A 13500-nucleotide genomic window follows, 5' to 3' on the forward strand; every position below is an offset into this window, starting at 1 on the left:
TCGCACCTACCTAGTTCAACGATTGTCGTGCAAGATTCGCTTCAACTTTTCCCTGGACCGCAGGCGCTGGCGCACGCGTTCCAGCTCGTCCGGAGGGAGCTCGCTTGCGATCGGTCCCCTGGACATCCATGACGCCAGCGCGGCGAGATCATCCCGCTCGCTCTTACCAAGCCGTTTGGCCAGCTTGGCCACAAGCTCGACGGCCAGGTCAGGGAAGTCTTCCAACCAGGTCGCCAGCAGATCGACCAAGGCAAAGTGGCACATCGAGCCTTGAGGAAGTCCAGCGTTGAACCGACTGACGAACGCGCGGTTGCCGTGCTCCAGGACCCACGTCACCGCCTCGAGGAATCGCTTGTGCGAAAGCCAGTTGACCAGCAGCGACAAGTGCTCTTCAGTCACAGGGGCAACCGCCCAGCGCTGACGGTCATAGCGTCGCGTGTCATCCCCTTGTGCGACGTTGGTGAGCAGTTCTCGCGCCGCGCTTGCCACTAGCGGAAGCGCAAGCCCCCAACGCTGCGAGCCCGATAGGGGCGCGTCCTGATCCTCGGGGGGGAACCAACTCGAGATAGTCTCGAGCACGGAGAGCGCCTCGGGATTGTCTGCAATAAAATGGCTGCACATCGACAGGGCCGCCCCTTCGCACAAACCACGGCTTGCCACGTCGAACACATGCCGGTAGTGCTGTAGGGCATCGAATTGCTGAGCAAAACCGAGACGCGACAGGAGATTGACGCTCAAATGCGCGTGGGTTTTGTGGGTCGCAAGCCGTTTCAGTACCGCGTCCACCACCTGGGCAGTCTCTTGGTGGCGGAGCATCGCCCGAAACCAGGAGCTCAGCCGGTCGATCTGCAGCGACTGACCGAGATCTAGGCTCGCAACCTGCGCAAATGCCCAGCCGGAATCGAGCCGCTGCGGAAAGCGAACCATCAGCTGGGCACACATCGACGACAGTGAGTGGACGCTGCTTGAGCGCATGCTCGGGCTTAGGAGTGTCGGGAGGTCGAAGAGCGTCTCGAACGCCCGTAGCGTGTACCGGACGCCCAGGCTCTCTCGAACAGCCACCTCCATCTCGGGTTCCACGAACTGCAGCCGGGGCGGGCGCCCAACGTAGGCCAACCCGAGTGAGTTTAGGATGTGCTCTTCTTTGTCTTGCCAATGCTCGAGCGCGGGGACACGGTTTACGCGCACACCGATCGGGCCTTGCTGAACGGAACTCCCGTCTACGAGCGCGTCGATGAGCTCCGTCGCATCCTCGGCGGCGAAGTCTGGCAGGTAGGCCGCGACGAAGAGCACGGCTCTATCCACTGCGTTCGCGTCCCTAAGCAAGGCGATTGCCTGCGACGCCGATCCTGCATCGGCTCGGGCGCCCAGATCGAGCTCGCCAGGGTATCGGCCGTTGGTTCGAATGAACCTCTCGAGCCTTCTGCAGACCTCGTGGTCAGCGGCGCCGCCGCCCCATGCATTTCGAAGCAAGCTCTGGGTCTCATCAAGCTCTGTGCTGTCACAGCCTGCCTCTGCCAAAAGGCCGGATACGCAATCGATGATCCAACAACATCCATGGAATCGTTCGACTAGCGGTCGCGCATAGGTAGTGGCCGATCCTGCGACTAGGAAGATCACGCCAACGTTGTGTTCGACCCACCAACCCTCGGGCGCCACGCGGAACAGCTCATCGATGCAGGCATCGTCGCGGATCCGCACCACGAGCAGCATGTCGTGCCCACCGCCGACGCCCGTGGTCGTCGCACTGCCAAGGAGGCCGAACTTGGCCTGTTGATTTAGGTATGCGGACAGGTTGCCTACGTTGCTGGTATCGATATCCCAACAACGCGCCTGGCGTCCTCTCTGCTCCTCTGCATTGGCTGCGGCGATTGCGGCGGCGGAGCCGATCGGCTCATGGCTTGCCACAATCAGCAGCACGCCCTTGTCCCTAAGCGTTCGCTGATAGTCTCTTGCTAAGCCGGTGACGAAGCTGAAATCCCGCTCGTCCACAGCGACCCTCTCCAACGGGCGCGTGGGATCACCATCTATCCGATGTGCCGAAGCATCCAGCGACGGTTCGTTAGAGGGCCTCTCGCCGAGAAGCTCGTACCAGGGCGTGGCACCGTGTAACTCGGTGGTATCGGGCACAGCAGCATCGTTTGCGCCATGCTCGCCAGTCGAGGCCTGGGTTGGGGTCTCCTCCGACGGCGCCGCTTCTGGGGACTGCTCGAGCGTCGGCGACTCGGACAAGGCCTCGCTGGCGGTATCTTGCTCGACTTCAGATGTCATCTTGTGTCCATCGGTGTTGGCAGAAATTCCTGGCGGGTGCTTCCCTGATCGGCAGTACCCACGATGTAACCGGCGGGGTCGAAGATGGGAGCTCCCTCGACGTACAGCGTGCTACCGCCGTCCAGATCTACAGGGCTTGCCCAGCGCTCGAGCGTAAAGCTGGCGAATGACACTGGATGCCCCTTTTCGGTTCCCCACCCCACCGTGCCCAGCGGACTACCCAGGCAAGCAAGCTCGGCGTCCATTCGGTATGCCAACACGCGGGGAAAGCGCCACGGTTGTCGAATTCTGAGCCGTGCGAGCCTCTGCGATTCATCTGCCTCGACAACCCGCACGTAGGTCTCGCCGGCATCGGGTGGAATCCTAGAGACCCTCACCTCGCCCCCCTTGGAGAGTTCACCTTGGATCTCTGCGGCGGTGCGCTGACTACACGCGAGGGCGTCACCTCCGTCGTGCCAGGCGAGGCCGAGGTGGCCGGAGAGGTCTCCTTCCACGAGGACCGTGCCAGCACACACTGCGTCGTAGGCGGCGCGAAGATCTCCCGCCGACGCACTCGCCAGGGGACGGAGGATCTCCTTCTTCGTTGCCTTGAACGCCCGCGCGAAGGCGTCGTCCTCGTTCAAGTGCCTGCAGTCTACGAAGTTCAAGGAGCGGTAGAAGTGGGGCAGCCGCTCTTCGTTGGCGGTATCGAACACCGTTCGAGCGTAGAGCAGTATCTTCCGCTTGCCCCAGTTGTAGGCATTGGCGACCTCACGAGATGTATCGTCGGACAGGAAGAAGTCCGGAGTGATCACGAAAACGACACAGGCCGCTTGACGCAGCGCTGCGGAGTATCCAGTCACCACTTCCGCTCCGGACTCGATGCCATCGGTACTCTCAGAGAAGTTGTTATACACACTCAGACCATTGGCGATCAGGTACGTCGCCAAGCCGCGAACCCAAGCACGGTCCGCGCTGCGATAGCTGATGAATACATCTACGCTGCCCATCGGTGCCACTCAGTCCTGATCGGCAAACATGCGCTCGAGCTCTTCGTCAGATCGCTGATAGCGCGCGTCCGGTGGCGCCGTCACTGCGCCTGGAAAGCCGAGTTGCTGCGCGGGCAAGGTGACGTCGTGCACGCCGCTGATCATGCGCAGCAAGGACGCCTCATCGCGAAGATCCAGGGTGCCGGCGGTCCGGGGATCGGGCACTCCCTTGGAGCGAGCGCTGACCCACGCTGCGGCCGCGGCAGGATAGTCGCGAGCCATTGCCAAGGCGTTCTCTCTGGCCACAGACTCTTGCACGTGGACAACGGCATCGTGCAATCCTCCCTTCATCATCACCTTGGCAATGAGGGGAATCAGATCGAGAGTGAAGATCACACCGAACACCAACACGCACTGCATCAACACGGCACCACGAGTCGCCGCCGACTCGCTTGAGAATGCCAAGTGGTACATCGCGACCACTTGCTGCAAGAAACCCGGTTTACCCTCGGGGCCAGCGGAGGACGCGGCGCGCAGGGGAAAGGCGCGCTCGAGATCCGCACGATCAGCCTCGTAGCGCTGATCAAGCTCCTCCAGGGCCTGCTCTACGGCCGCGAGACTGCTCTGATCGGCCGCAGTCTTGGTGTCGATTTGCTGTGATAGCTGCGCAAGATACTCTTGACGCCGGGTGGATTTCGCGGCGGCACTGGCGCGCTGACGTTCAGCACTGACGGAGTTCCACTGCGCAGTTGTCGCTTCCAGCTGCTGGCGAGCTTCGGACTCGAGCTGTTGAGTCTGCGCAGCGCGGCCGCGTAGCTGCGCCGTTCTGACGCCCGGACCTCTCCCCAACGTGCGGTCCTGGAACTCGTTGATGAACTCATGCGACTCCCCGTCCTCATCGGCTTGAGCTGCCTTCTCGTAGCGCTCGCGCAGCGCTTCCAGCTCGAGCACACGTCTCTGCTGTTGATCCGCCTGCGATGCAAGCTGGACCTCCTCTGTGGCCAACGCTTGAAGTGCCGAGTCCGCCAACAGCAAGCGCGGCAGGATCTCAGACTCCCATGTTTTCGCCTGCTGAGAGACTTGCAGCTCACGCGGCACATAGGCGCTGGCTCGAAGCTCATCCCGTCGTGTCTCCAGCACCTCGCGACGTTCCCTCGCGCGCGACTCGATCTGCGATCGGCGCTGATCGTAGGCGCCTCTAGTGGGCGCTAGGAGCTCTTGCTGCGAGGCGAGATGCTGGGTCGTGATGGCGGCGGAGAACAGATCCAAGCAAAACGGAAGCGCTATGGCGCTGCTCAAGAAGGTCGCCAGGAGTACGCGTAGGGCGATTTGTGGGAGTCTCCCGCGCAGAGGCTCCAAGGGGCGGTACGTGGCGATTAGGATTCGATTCACGCTCATGATGACGAGCCCCCAAGCTAAGGCCCATCCGAGCACACTCCAACGCGGCACCCCACTCCACTGATGCGTCACGTAGAAGAACATCGAGGCCACGGCCAAGAAGCTCGGCACCAAGATCGCAAAACCCAGCACCTTTATGCGATCTTGCTCCGATTTTGGATAGCCCCGAACGCCGGTCTGGCTGGTGCCGCAAAGCCAGCACAGCAAGCCGCTCCACCAGGATCGCTCAGTCGGGGCTGGGTCCGGCGACGCACCATGGAAGTCGTTCTCTTTCAATGAGGAGGAGTCCATCCCACCGCCTTGCTTTTCAGCGTTCCTGAGCCATTGGGCTGATCGGGTCGCGGAGGGCCCTCGAGAGCTCAGAAGACTCAGGCTTGCCCACCGACACGTCTCCTACGTGCAGCGAGCGTCTGATTAGTCGCACACCGCCCGGGGAAGGCCCGAAGACAGGCTCAGCTGAGCTCAGGGGTCATTCGCGCACACTTGCGAGCGCAGTCGCGCCGCGCCGAGCCCTCCTCGACGAGGGCCGCACTGAGGCTGCGCGATGATGCGTGGGGATGATGAAGCCTAGACAGCGGTCCGGACGATGCCGGCAAAGGCCAGCCGTGTTTGTTCCCGAATGGACGCTGGAAGCTCCGCGTCGGCGACCAGCATCAGCAACGTGGTGAGCTGTGTGTCGACGTAGCGCCCGCCGATTTCAGGATCGATACCCTCGGCGAGGTCCCCGCGGCGCTGCGCCTCCTCCATCCACGCCGTCAACGCCGCGAGCTGCATCTCCCTCATGGAAGCGATCTGCGCACGTGACTGCGGGCCTAAGGGTTGCAAGGCCGTACGAGCCTTAGCGAACAGGCATCCCGCTGGAAGCGGGGTGTTCGGCGTGGCCAACCAATCGGCGAGCTTGCTCACGGCCTGCGCCAGAGACTGATCCTGGCAGAGCCTGGTGAGCAAAGGCTCGATCCGCACCTCGTAGTAGCGCGCGAGGACCACAGACAGCAGGCCATCTTCGCCTCCAAACTCGCGATAGAGGCTTGGTTTCGAGACACCGATCAGCTCGCACAGCTCATTCACCGAGAGCAGCCCCGGTCCGCTCTCCCACAAAAGCGTCATCGCACTGTCGACAACGCGCGCGCGGTCCAGGGTTTTTGGCCTGCCTCGGCCGCGTTTGCCACCCGTACTTGCCGTCACCGAGGTCCCTCAGATCTGATCTACGAATATCGTACCTCATGGTTCAATATTCGAGCTAAACTGTTTATATTAAGTACCGTTCGGTACGAAAATTTCCCGGCGATGACTTGGATGACCCAATCCCATGCTTGCAGAACATCAGCTCCCCAATCATGAAGCTCTCACGCTTCTCGCCCGCATTTTGTTCACACTGCTGTTCATCCTGTCGGGCGTTACCCACTTTTCCAACGTGCCCAGCTACGTCGGCCTCATGCACGAGTCGATCCCATACCGAGAGTTTTGGGTACTTGTCTCCGGCGCCGTCGAGCTCGCCGGGGCGGGGATGATCCTCTTCAATTGGCGGCCGCGCCTTGGCGCCTGGCTGATCATCATCTTCCTGATACCGGTGACCATCGTCGTTCACGGCTACGAGATGCTCCACGCCGAAGGGGAGGCAATGCGCATCGTGCAGCGGGCATCCTTCTACAAGGGAATCGCTCTTATGGGCGCGGCCCTGATGGTCACACAGCTCGGGGTCACCCATCGCGCTGCCAAGCCGTCGACGGGCTGAGTCCAAGGCACCTTGCCAACCCTCGCGACGGGCGTGACACTTGAGCACCGAGCTTGCCGGACAGCCCAAGAGGTACGTCTTACGTGTTGCGCACCGTCCTATTTTTCCTGCCCTTAGTCGCCGCCACGGCGCGAGCGGACTACGACTACTTCGCCGCCAATCGCACGCTAATTCGCAACGGCGTGCAGGCCGTGCTCACGTGCAACGGGCTGTTCACCTCGCAACGCAGTCTGCAGCAAGTGTTCGCCCAGGAGCTCGCCTACCTCGGCGATAGGCGTCTTGGCGACGCGCAGGGCGGCCCCTACGACATTCACCTTCAAGAGCGAGCCGTCACGGTGGGCGGGCAGGCGCACGGCCCGGCCATCACCGCCGCCTTCCGCGAGGGCGTCGGCTGTGTGGTCATGGCACCTGGGATGGGCTTGGACGACATCCACGAACTCCCTGAACTGCCCCTGCCCTACCCCAGCGATGACCCAGGCACCACGCCGTGGCCGCAGGGCGATCTGATCAGCGAACCCCTGTCATCTGATGCCGATGTGGATGCGCAAGCCCTAGCGGCATCGGCGACGTGGGCCTTCGATCGCGACAGCGACGAGCAAGACACGATCAGCCTGCTGGTCGTGCACCGAGGTCGGCTCATCCTAGAGCGCTACGCAGAGGGCTTCGACCGCACCACGCGAACACGCACCTGGTCGACGGCGAAGAGCATCGCCGTGACCCTAATCGGCATGCAGGTAGACGCCGGTGCCATGTCGCTCGATGGGAGCTTGGGCCTTGAGTGGCTGCCTCGTATTCCCGAGCCAAAGACGCTAGTCACGGCGCCGGCACCGGATCCCCGCCAAGCGATCACCCTGCGTCACGTATTGAATATGTCGAGTGGCCTGGACCCGGTAGACAGCTACGGCAGGGAGTACGCCACCGGCTCGGGCCTTGCGTACTGGGCGGGGGCTAGCTCTGTCGAGGGCATGCGCGAGCGCGGCCTGATACGTGCGCCAGGCACCCATTGGGACTACGAAAACTACGATACGCTCCTCGCCGTCTACAGCTTCAAGCGCAGCCTGCCGGACGAGCAAAGCTACCACGATTTTCCGCGCCTTCGCCTACTGGATAAGCTAGGTATGCGCAATACGTTGCTCTCAGTCGATCGCTTTGGCGACTTTATCCTCAGCAGCCAGGTGTACACCAACGCCCGAGATCTCGCCCGCTTTGGCTTGCTCTATCTGCAGGGCGGTGTTTGGGAGGGGGAGCGCCTGCTCTCCTCCGCGTGGATCGACTTCGTACGTACACCAGCCCCAGCCGCTGCAGTACGCGGCAACGACTACGGCGGGCAGTGGTGGTTGGTCCCCGACAATCGCAAGGGTGAGGTGCCGGCCGATGCCTACAGCACGGCAGGCAACCGCGGCCAGTACGTGATCGTGGTGCCAAGCCACGACCTGGTGATCGTCCGCCGCGGACTGGACTTCGGGCGCCAGGGCTTTGATCGCTGGAGCCTCACCCGCGAGGTGCTGAAGGCGATTCCGGCGGCAACCGTCCAGCGAGCAACCGCCGCCCCAACGCTCGGAGAACCGTGATCGACACCTGATCGACAACCCCGTATCGGTACGATGTAGCTGCGGCTCCCGCGATAAGTGCCGGACCTGTGGGTGCGGTTCGCTAGCGGGGGCAAGGACCTTACCCTGGCGCTGACTCGGGTCGGGCATGACACAATTTCAGCGTTGGCAACGCCAAGTGCTAGGGAAGCATGAGGACCCTTGCCATGAGCGGCCACCGCAAACCCCAATCCCGTCCCCCACAGACTGGCGGGCCAGTGTGCGCTCGCCCGGCGCCAGCACACCGTGCCGGGACTGGGCGAGGCGCCAGGCTGTCCGTGGCGAGTAGCGAACGCCTGCGCTGGCAGGCTCTCGACACGCAGCGGCGCGATCGCCTGCGATCACTGATGTTCCAGATCTTCGATCGGTACCACGTTGGCTTCGATCAAGTGACCTTCGAATCCTCGCTTCTGGGCTCACGCAACTGTATCGTCCATCTGCTATACGCAACGGACCGAGCGTTGGTTGGGTTTGTCGCCTGCCAGTTCAGCATCGTCAGTGAGGCCACCAGTCGACACGGCGTGTTCTCTGCCGCGGTGTACATCGACACCGCGTTCAAGGGAGGCAGCACTGCGGCACTGTGTGGCCTGCGGGAGGCGCTGCGAGTGCGCTGCCGCTACCCTAGTCTGCCGCTGGCGTATCTGGCGATCGCCCTCTCGCCCGCTCCCTACCACCTCTACGCGACCACGATGCCGCGTGTCTACCCTAGCCGCCGGGGACACTCCGGCGAGCCGCCACAGCGCGTTGCTCGAGTGATGCGCACGGCGCTGGCAGCGCGAGGTTGGGCACATGTGGGCGACGACCCGTGGTGCATATCGACTCCATTGCGATGTCGCGACGCGAGCTGGGTGCGTCGCTCTCGTACGTTGAGCGAGAGTGAAGAAGCGCAATACTACGCCGCCCGTGTGCCCGGCTGGGCAAGCGCAGGACATGCCCTAGCCGTGTGGATACCCCTTGACCTATCAAATATATTAGGTGCAATTTGGCGCCTGGCGGCGACAAGACTGCGAAGGCAGTAGTCGGCGCCGGAGGCATGTCGATGGGCGCTAGCGCCCAAGGGTGCAACGCCACATCTATCATCGCTGATCCGATGGGTCACCGGGGTCAACGGCTCGCGAGGCACGACGCAACGGCAAGCCTCGAATCCCACCGTCCATCCTCCAGCGCGGCAACAGCCGATTGCACGCCCATCTCTTGCATCTGCGCCGAGTACCTTGCGCGCACCGCCTCGCGCACGCGCACCCTCTGCCCGTGCAGCTCCTCGATCTCCTGCGCTAACACCTCATGCTCCCCCTGGAAGGCCTCCAGAGGAGCGGTCAAACGAACACGTTCGAGGTAACTCAGGTGAGGCGCATGGGTCGAATACACATCCAGCGCACGGCGCCAAAGTACACCGTCGTCATCGTCGCCCCGAGCTAACGCCGCCGCAACGATTGCTGCCCGGGTCGCGACTCGCCGCTCTGTCCCGCGAGTGGGTGTTGTGGGGCTTAGGGTCGCCAGCCCAGCGCGGACCGAAGCCTCATCGCCGACCGCACAATCCAACTGCAGGCGCACTTCCTTCGCTGCCAGGGAGTTCTCCCTTGCCCGCTGGGAGTAGGCGCGCTCGGCGTCCTCGAAACGCCCGAGATCAATGAAGATCTTCGCTATCTCTAGCCACATGTCGACGCCAGCGAACTCCGGGTGCGTATCCACCACGCGATCGTGCAGCGCTAACGCAAAGCGATGCTCTCCGGCCAACAGGGCGAAGCGCCCGAGCAAGATGTTCGCGTGCACCTCGGCCGAGCTGCCGGCGCCGAAGATCTCGCGAGCGATCGCGTGCTGCGCAGCGTTGGGTTCCACGCCCGCCTGGGCGTCGCCGGCGGAAAGGGAGTAGTACGCAAAGTCCCGATGCGCGGCGTAGCGCCAATAGCGATTGGATCCGTAGCGAATCGTCTCCAGAGCAGCACCCACCATCGCGACAGCCTCCTCACGGCGTCCGTCGCGAAACAGCAGGCCTGCGTAGTTGTTGCGATGAAAGGCCAAACGCGGATGGTTAGGCGAGACGCGCTCGATGATGTCGATGGACTCCTGAAACAAGGGCTCGGCCTCGCCGTAGCGCCGCTGGCGCGCGAGATCCAGCGCGAGGTTATTGAGCTGGATCGCTAGCGACTGGGTACGCTCTAGGCCGCGCGCTATCTCCAGGGCCGTGCGTCGTTCCGCCTCCGCGGCCTCGGCGTCCTTTTGATAACGCGCGAGTGCACCACGCAGGTTGTGGAACTGCAGTCGCGCCACCGGGTCTGGTAGATCGTGCTCGCCAAGCGCCTGCTCCACGCGCGCCAGGCTTTCGGCCAAGGGGATCTTCTGGCGCAGGGCCTGAAACGCGCGGCTGCGCTCGAGTTCAGCCAACACCCAGGCCGATGACAACGCTCGCGAGGCGGGCGCAGTGGGGAGTTCCTTCTCGAGCAACGACACAGCGGCGCGCGGAGCACCAGTCAGCACTAGCGTCTCACCCAGTAGATCTAACGCACGCAAGCGTTCGGGGCCGCTCGGATCGAGCCCGGAGGCAGCCTCATGAGCGGCGCGTGCCGTCTCCAGGGCCTGGTCGTAAAGGCCAAGGCTGTTCTGCAGGCGGGTCAGTTCAGCGTACACGGCGAAGGCTAGCGGCGGGTCACCATTCACTTGAGCAGCCACCCGATCGCGCCCCGCCACCACCGCATCGGCGAGTGAGGTATCTGCATCTGGCCCCTCGAAGGGATCTACCTGCCTGATGAAATCACTGAGTACCGTCTGCACAGCGACGCTTCGCTCGGCTCCCTCCCGCGCCTGACGGGCTAGGCCGAGGGAGATCACTGTTGCTGTGAGCAGCAGCACTAGCGATGCGGCAGCGACCGTCGATAGGGCACGGTTGCGGTCGATGAAGCGCTGAAGAACGTACCAGGGAGACTGACCTCTAGCCACCACCGGCCGGCCGGCGAGGAAACGCTGCACGTCCTGGCGCAGGGCGCTGACCGCTCTGTACCGCTGCGCAGGCGCCTTGCGTAGGGCCATCTGGACAATCGCATCCAAATCGCGGGCGAGACCGGCGCTATGGTGACTCGGTGGCGCCACCGGTTTCTCGCAGATCGTCTCTACGACGTCGCCCAAGCCCATCTGACCGACGTCGAAGGGCAGCCGCTCAGCGAGCAGCTCGTACAGCAGCAAACCTAGTTGGTACACGTCGCTCGCCACGCCGACGGGCGCCCCATTCACCTGCTCCGGGCTGGCGTACTGGAGCGTCATCAGATTCATGCCTGTGCGGGTCACCTGCTCGCGCTGGCCCTCGTCCAGGAGTTTCGCGATGCCGAAGTCGAGCAGGCGTGGATGGCCCTCAGCGTCGACGAGCACGTTCGACGGTTTGATGTCGCGATGGATGATCAGATGATCATGCGCGTACTGCACGGCGTCGCACACCTCGAGAAACAGCGCCAGCCGTTCTCCTACCGTGAGGCCCTGGGCGGCGCAGTGCGCGATGAGTGTGCGCCCCTGTACGTACTCCATCGCAAAGTAGGGGCGCCCATCCTCCGTGAGGCCCCCGTCAACCACGCGGGCGATGGCGGGGTGTTCGAGACGAGCAAGCACCTGCCGCTCGATGAGAAAGCGCCGATGCACCTCGGCACTCTCCACGCCGCGCCGCACGACCTTGAGGGCCACCCGCTGCTCAAACTGCCCGTCGTCGCGTTGGGCGAGGTAGACCATGCCCATACCGCCGCGACCGAGCTCCCGCTCGACGCGGAAGACGCCGACCCGTTGCGGCAGCTGGGGCGCATCGACAGCCTCTGCAGCTTGCGTGGCGAGAGCGGCGATGTCGACGTCGAAAAGCGGCACGGCGGTGGCATCATCTTCGTGCGCAGACAGGAGCGAGCGCAGCTCCTCCAGGAACCAGGCGGGCTCCTCGGTCAGAGAGCGCAGATACCCTTCGCGATCCGCACTCGGCAACGCCGTGGCTGCTTCAAACAGGCCGCAGAGATGCTCCCATTCCTTCGGGGTCATGGCGCGCGAGCGGATTCCGAGGTGGCATGGATGATCTCCACCTTATCATCCCGCCTTCCAAAGTCGCTCGGACACGGCTGACTAGGCCTGCGCAGCCGCCGGCCACAAGCTCAAGCGAACTTCGGCAGGTCGTCGCAAGCTGCCAGCGTCCGGCATGGCTGCTCCGTCTTCGCGCGCTAGGAGCCCTAACGCGCCAATAAACTCTGGCTCCCAATAGACCGAGGCTCATCGAGCCATAGGACTGCACGTGATGACTTTGCGTCTTTCCGTCGAAGCCATCCTAAGGATGAGGGTGCCTTCGATGGGATCGAACCGCCAACGTCCGCTCTGGAACCGCGGCGCTCTACCGGCTGCGCTATCGGACAATGGTCGAGAGGGTCGGACTCGAACCGGCGATAGCGGGGTTACGAGCCCAGCCTGAGCACCGCCATCTCAAATGAACTTGGTCCGCGATCATGGAGACGTCTCTAGCAGACTCTTGGGCTGATCACGCTAATGCCAGCGAGCTTCGAGCTGACGTCAGAGGGCAGTTTGCACAATCGCTTCCGATCCCTGCAGCGAATTCGGGCGAGACTGCCCATGATGGGCGACGTCGCGAGGGCCACGGGCAACGCGCCAGTCCTCGCGCGTCGACGCGCGAGGACGCTAGAGCAGCGTCACGGGTCCGTGATCGTCACAGTGGTCGCCGTGGGGATGGTGCAGATGCCCATCCACAAGGTAGTCGACGTGATCACCGTGGGGCACCGCTGGATGCCCGCAGTCGGGGCCATGAACGTGGTCAGCGTCGTGACCCCCACAGCGGTGGGCGACGCACCCATCGGGGTTGATGTCGGACACCTCGATGACGTGCTCATCGTAGTGATCGCCGTGGGGGCAATGGAGGTGGCCATCGTGTAGGTACCCTACATGGTCCCCGTGCTGGATCGCGATGTGGCCGCAGTTGGGGCCGTGTTTGTGCGGGTGGATCTCGTGCGCCATGGTCTGTCTCCTAAGGGTCGTCATCGAGGGTGACGGCTGGGTCTGCGTGGTCCAGCACGTTTCTTAGCAGGGTCTCCACGTGGCAATCCGCCAGCCGGTAGAACATGTCCCTGCCGTCGCGGCGGCGAGTGACGAGATCCTCGTTGAGGAGGACTCGCAAGCGCTGTGAAGTGGTGGACATCTCCGAGTGCGTCAGCAGGGCGATATCGGTGACCTGGTACTCTCCGGCGAGAAGCAGCTCCAGGATCCCCAGCCGTGCTGGGTCACCGGCGGCCCGCAGCATTCCTGCAGCCCGGGCAACAACCGACTGCGCTCGGCGCGCTGGAGAAGAAAAGCCAGTCACTCGCGTTTCGCTCAGTTCATGTACATTTCATGAAGTAATCATATATTGAACCGTTCCCCCGCCGCAAGCTGGCCATCGCTCGGCCGACTCGTTCGACGCCAATGCCGGTGAAAGACTGGCAAACGCTGGCGGTACAGATCGGAGCGAGCGAGTCTCGCCCATCCTGGCAACGGAAAAGAGAGGGGCGGCCCTGCATCGCGCAGGGCCGCC

The 13500-nt window shown here is 63.3% G+C and carries 10 protein-coding genes; 3 read left to right on the plus strand and 7 right to left on the minus strand.

Annotation, left to right across the window (positions count from 1 at the left end):
* Positions 1–15: 15 nt before the first annotated feature.
* The 4 genes from AAGA68_20285 to AAGA68_20300 form a co-directional block, all read right to left on the minus strand.
* Positions 16–2271: a hypothetical protein gene (locus tag AAGA68_20285; GenBank protein ID MEM9387406.1), complete on the minus strand. Its 2256-nt coding sequence runs from the start codon at positions 2269–2271 to the stop codon at positions 16–18.
* Positions 2268–3260: a toll/interleukin-1 receptor domain-containing protein gene (locus AAGA68_20290; GenBank protein MEM9387407.1), complete on the minus strand. Its 993-nt coding sequence runs from the start codon at positions 3258–3260 to the stop codon at positions 2268–2270. Before AAGA68_20290 ends, AAGA68_20285 begins: the two co-directional genes overlap by 4 nt.
* 9 nt (positions 3261–3269) lie before the next feature.
* Positions 3270–4928, minus strand: coding sequence for a DUF4407 domain-containing protein (locus tag AAGA68_20295; GenBank protein MEM9387408.1), 1659 nt, complete (start codon positions 4926–4928; stop codon positions 3270–3272).
* A gap of 276 nt (positions 4929–5204) precedes the next feature.
* Positions 5205–5744 (minus strand): TetR/AcrR family transcriptional regulator, encoded by a 540-nt coding sequence (locus AAGA68_20300; protein ID MEM9387409.1) that lies wholly within the window; start codon positions 5742–5744, stop codon positions 5205–5207.
* A gap of 202 nt (positions 5745–5946) precedes the next feature.
* Between AAGA68_20300 and AAGA68_20305 the strand changes: the two genes are divergently transcribed.
* From AAGA68_20305 to AAGA68_20315, 3 genes are all read left to right on the plus strand, one after another.
* Positions 5947–6372 (plus strand): DoxX family membrane protein, encoded by a 426-nt coding sequence (locus tag AAGA68_20305; protein MEM9387410.1) that lies wholly within the window; start codon positions 5947–5949, stop codon positions 6370–6372.
* 83 nt (positions 6373–6455) lie between these two features.
* Positions 6456–7943, plus strand: coding sequence for a serine hydrolase (locus AAGA68_20310; GenBank protein MEM9387411.1), 1488 nt, complete (start codon positions 6456–6458; stop codon positions 7941–7943).
* A gap of 296 nt (positions 7944–8239) precedes the next feature.
* Positions 8240–8980 (plus strand): hypothetical protein, encoded by a 741-nt coding sequence (locus AAGA68_20315; GenBank protein ID MEM9387412.1) that lies wholly within the window; start codon positions 8240–8242, stop codon positions 8978–8980.
* 85 nt (positions 8981–9065) lie between these two features.
* Here AAGA68_20315 and AAGA68_20320 read toward each other — a convergent pair whose 3' ends face one another.
* From AAGA68_20320 to AAGA68_20330, 3 genes are all read right to left on the minus strand, one after another.
* The gene (locus AAGA68_20320) at positions 9066–11969 is read right to left on the minus strand and encodes a serine/threonine-protein kinase (protein ID MEM9387413.1); all 2904 of its coding nucleotides are present in this window, start codon (positions 11967–11969) and stop codon (positions 9066–9068) included.
* 645 nt (positions 11970–12614) lie between these two features.
* Positions 12615–12947: a hypothetical protein gene (locus tag AAGA68_20325; protein ID MEM9387414.1), complete on the minus strand. Its 333-nt coding sequence runs from the start codon at positions 12945–12947 to the stop codon at positions 12615–12617.
* 10 nt (positions 12948–12957) lie between these two features.
* Positions 12958–13230 carry a metalloregulator ArsR/SmtB family transcription factor gene (locus tag AAGA68_20330; protein MEM9387415.1) on the minus strand — a complete coding sequence of 91 codons (273 nt, stop codon included), beginning with the start codon at positions 13228–13230 and terminating at the stop codon, positions 12958–12960.
* Positions 13231–13500 lie beyond the last annotated feature (270 nt).

The organism is Pseudomonadota bacterium, from assembly GCA_039193195.1.
GTDB lineage: Bacteria > Pseudomonadota > Gammaproteobacteria > Steroidobacterales > JBCBZW01 > JBCBZW01.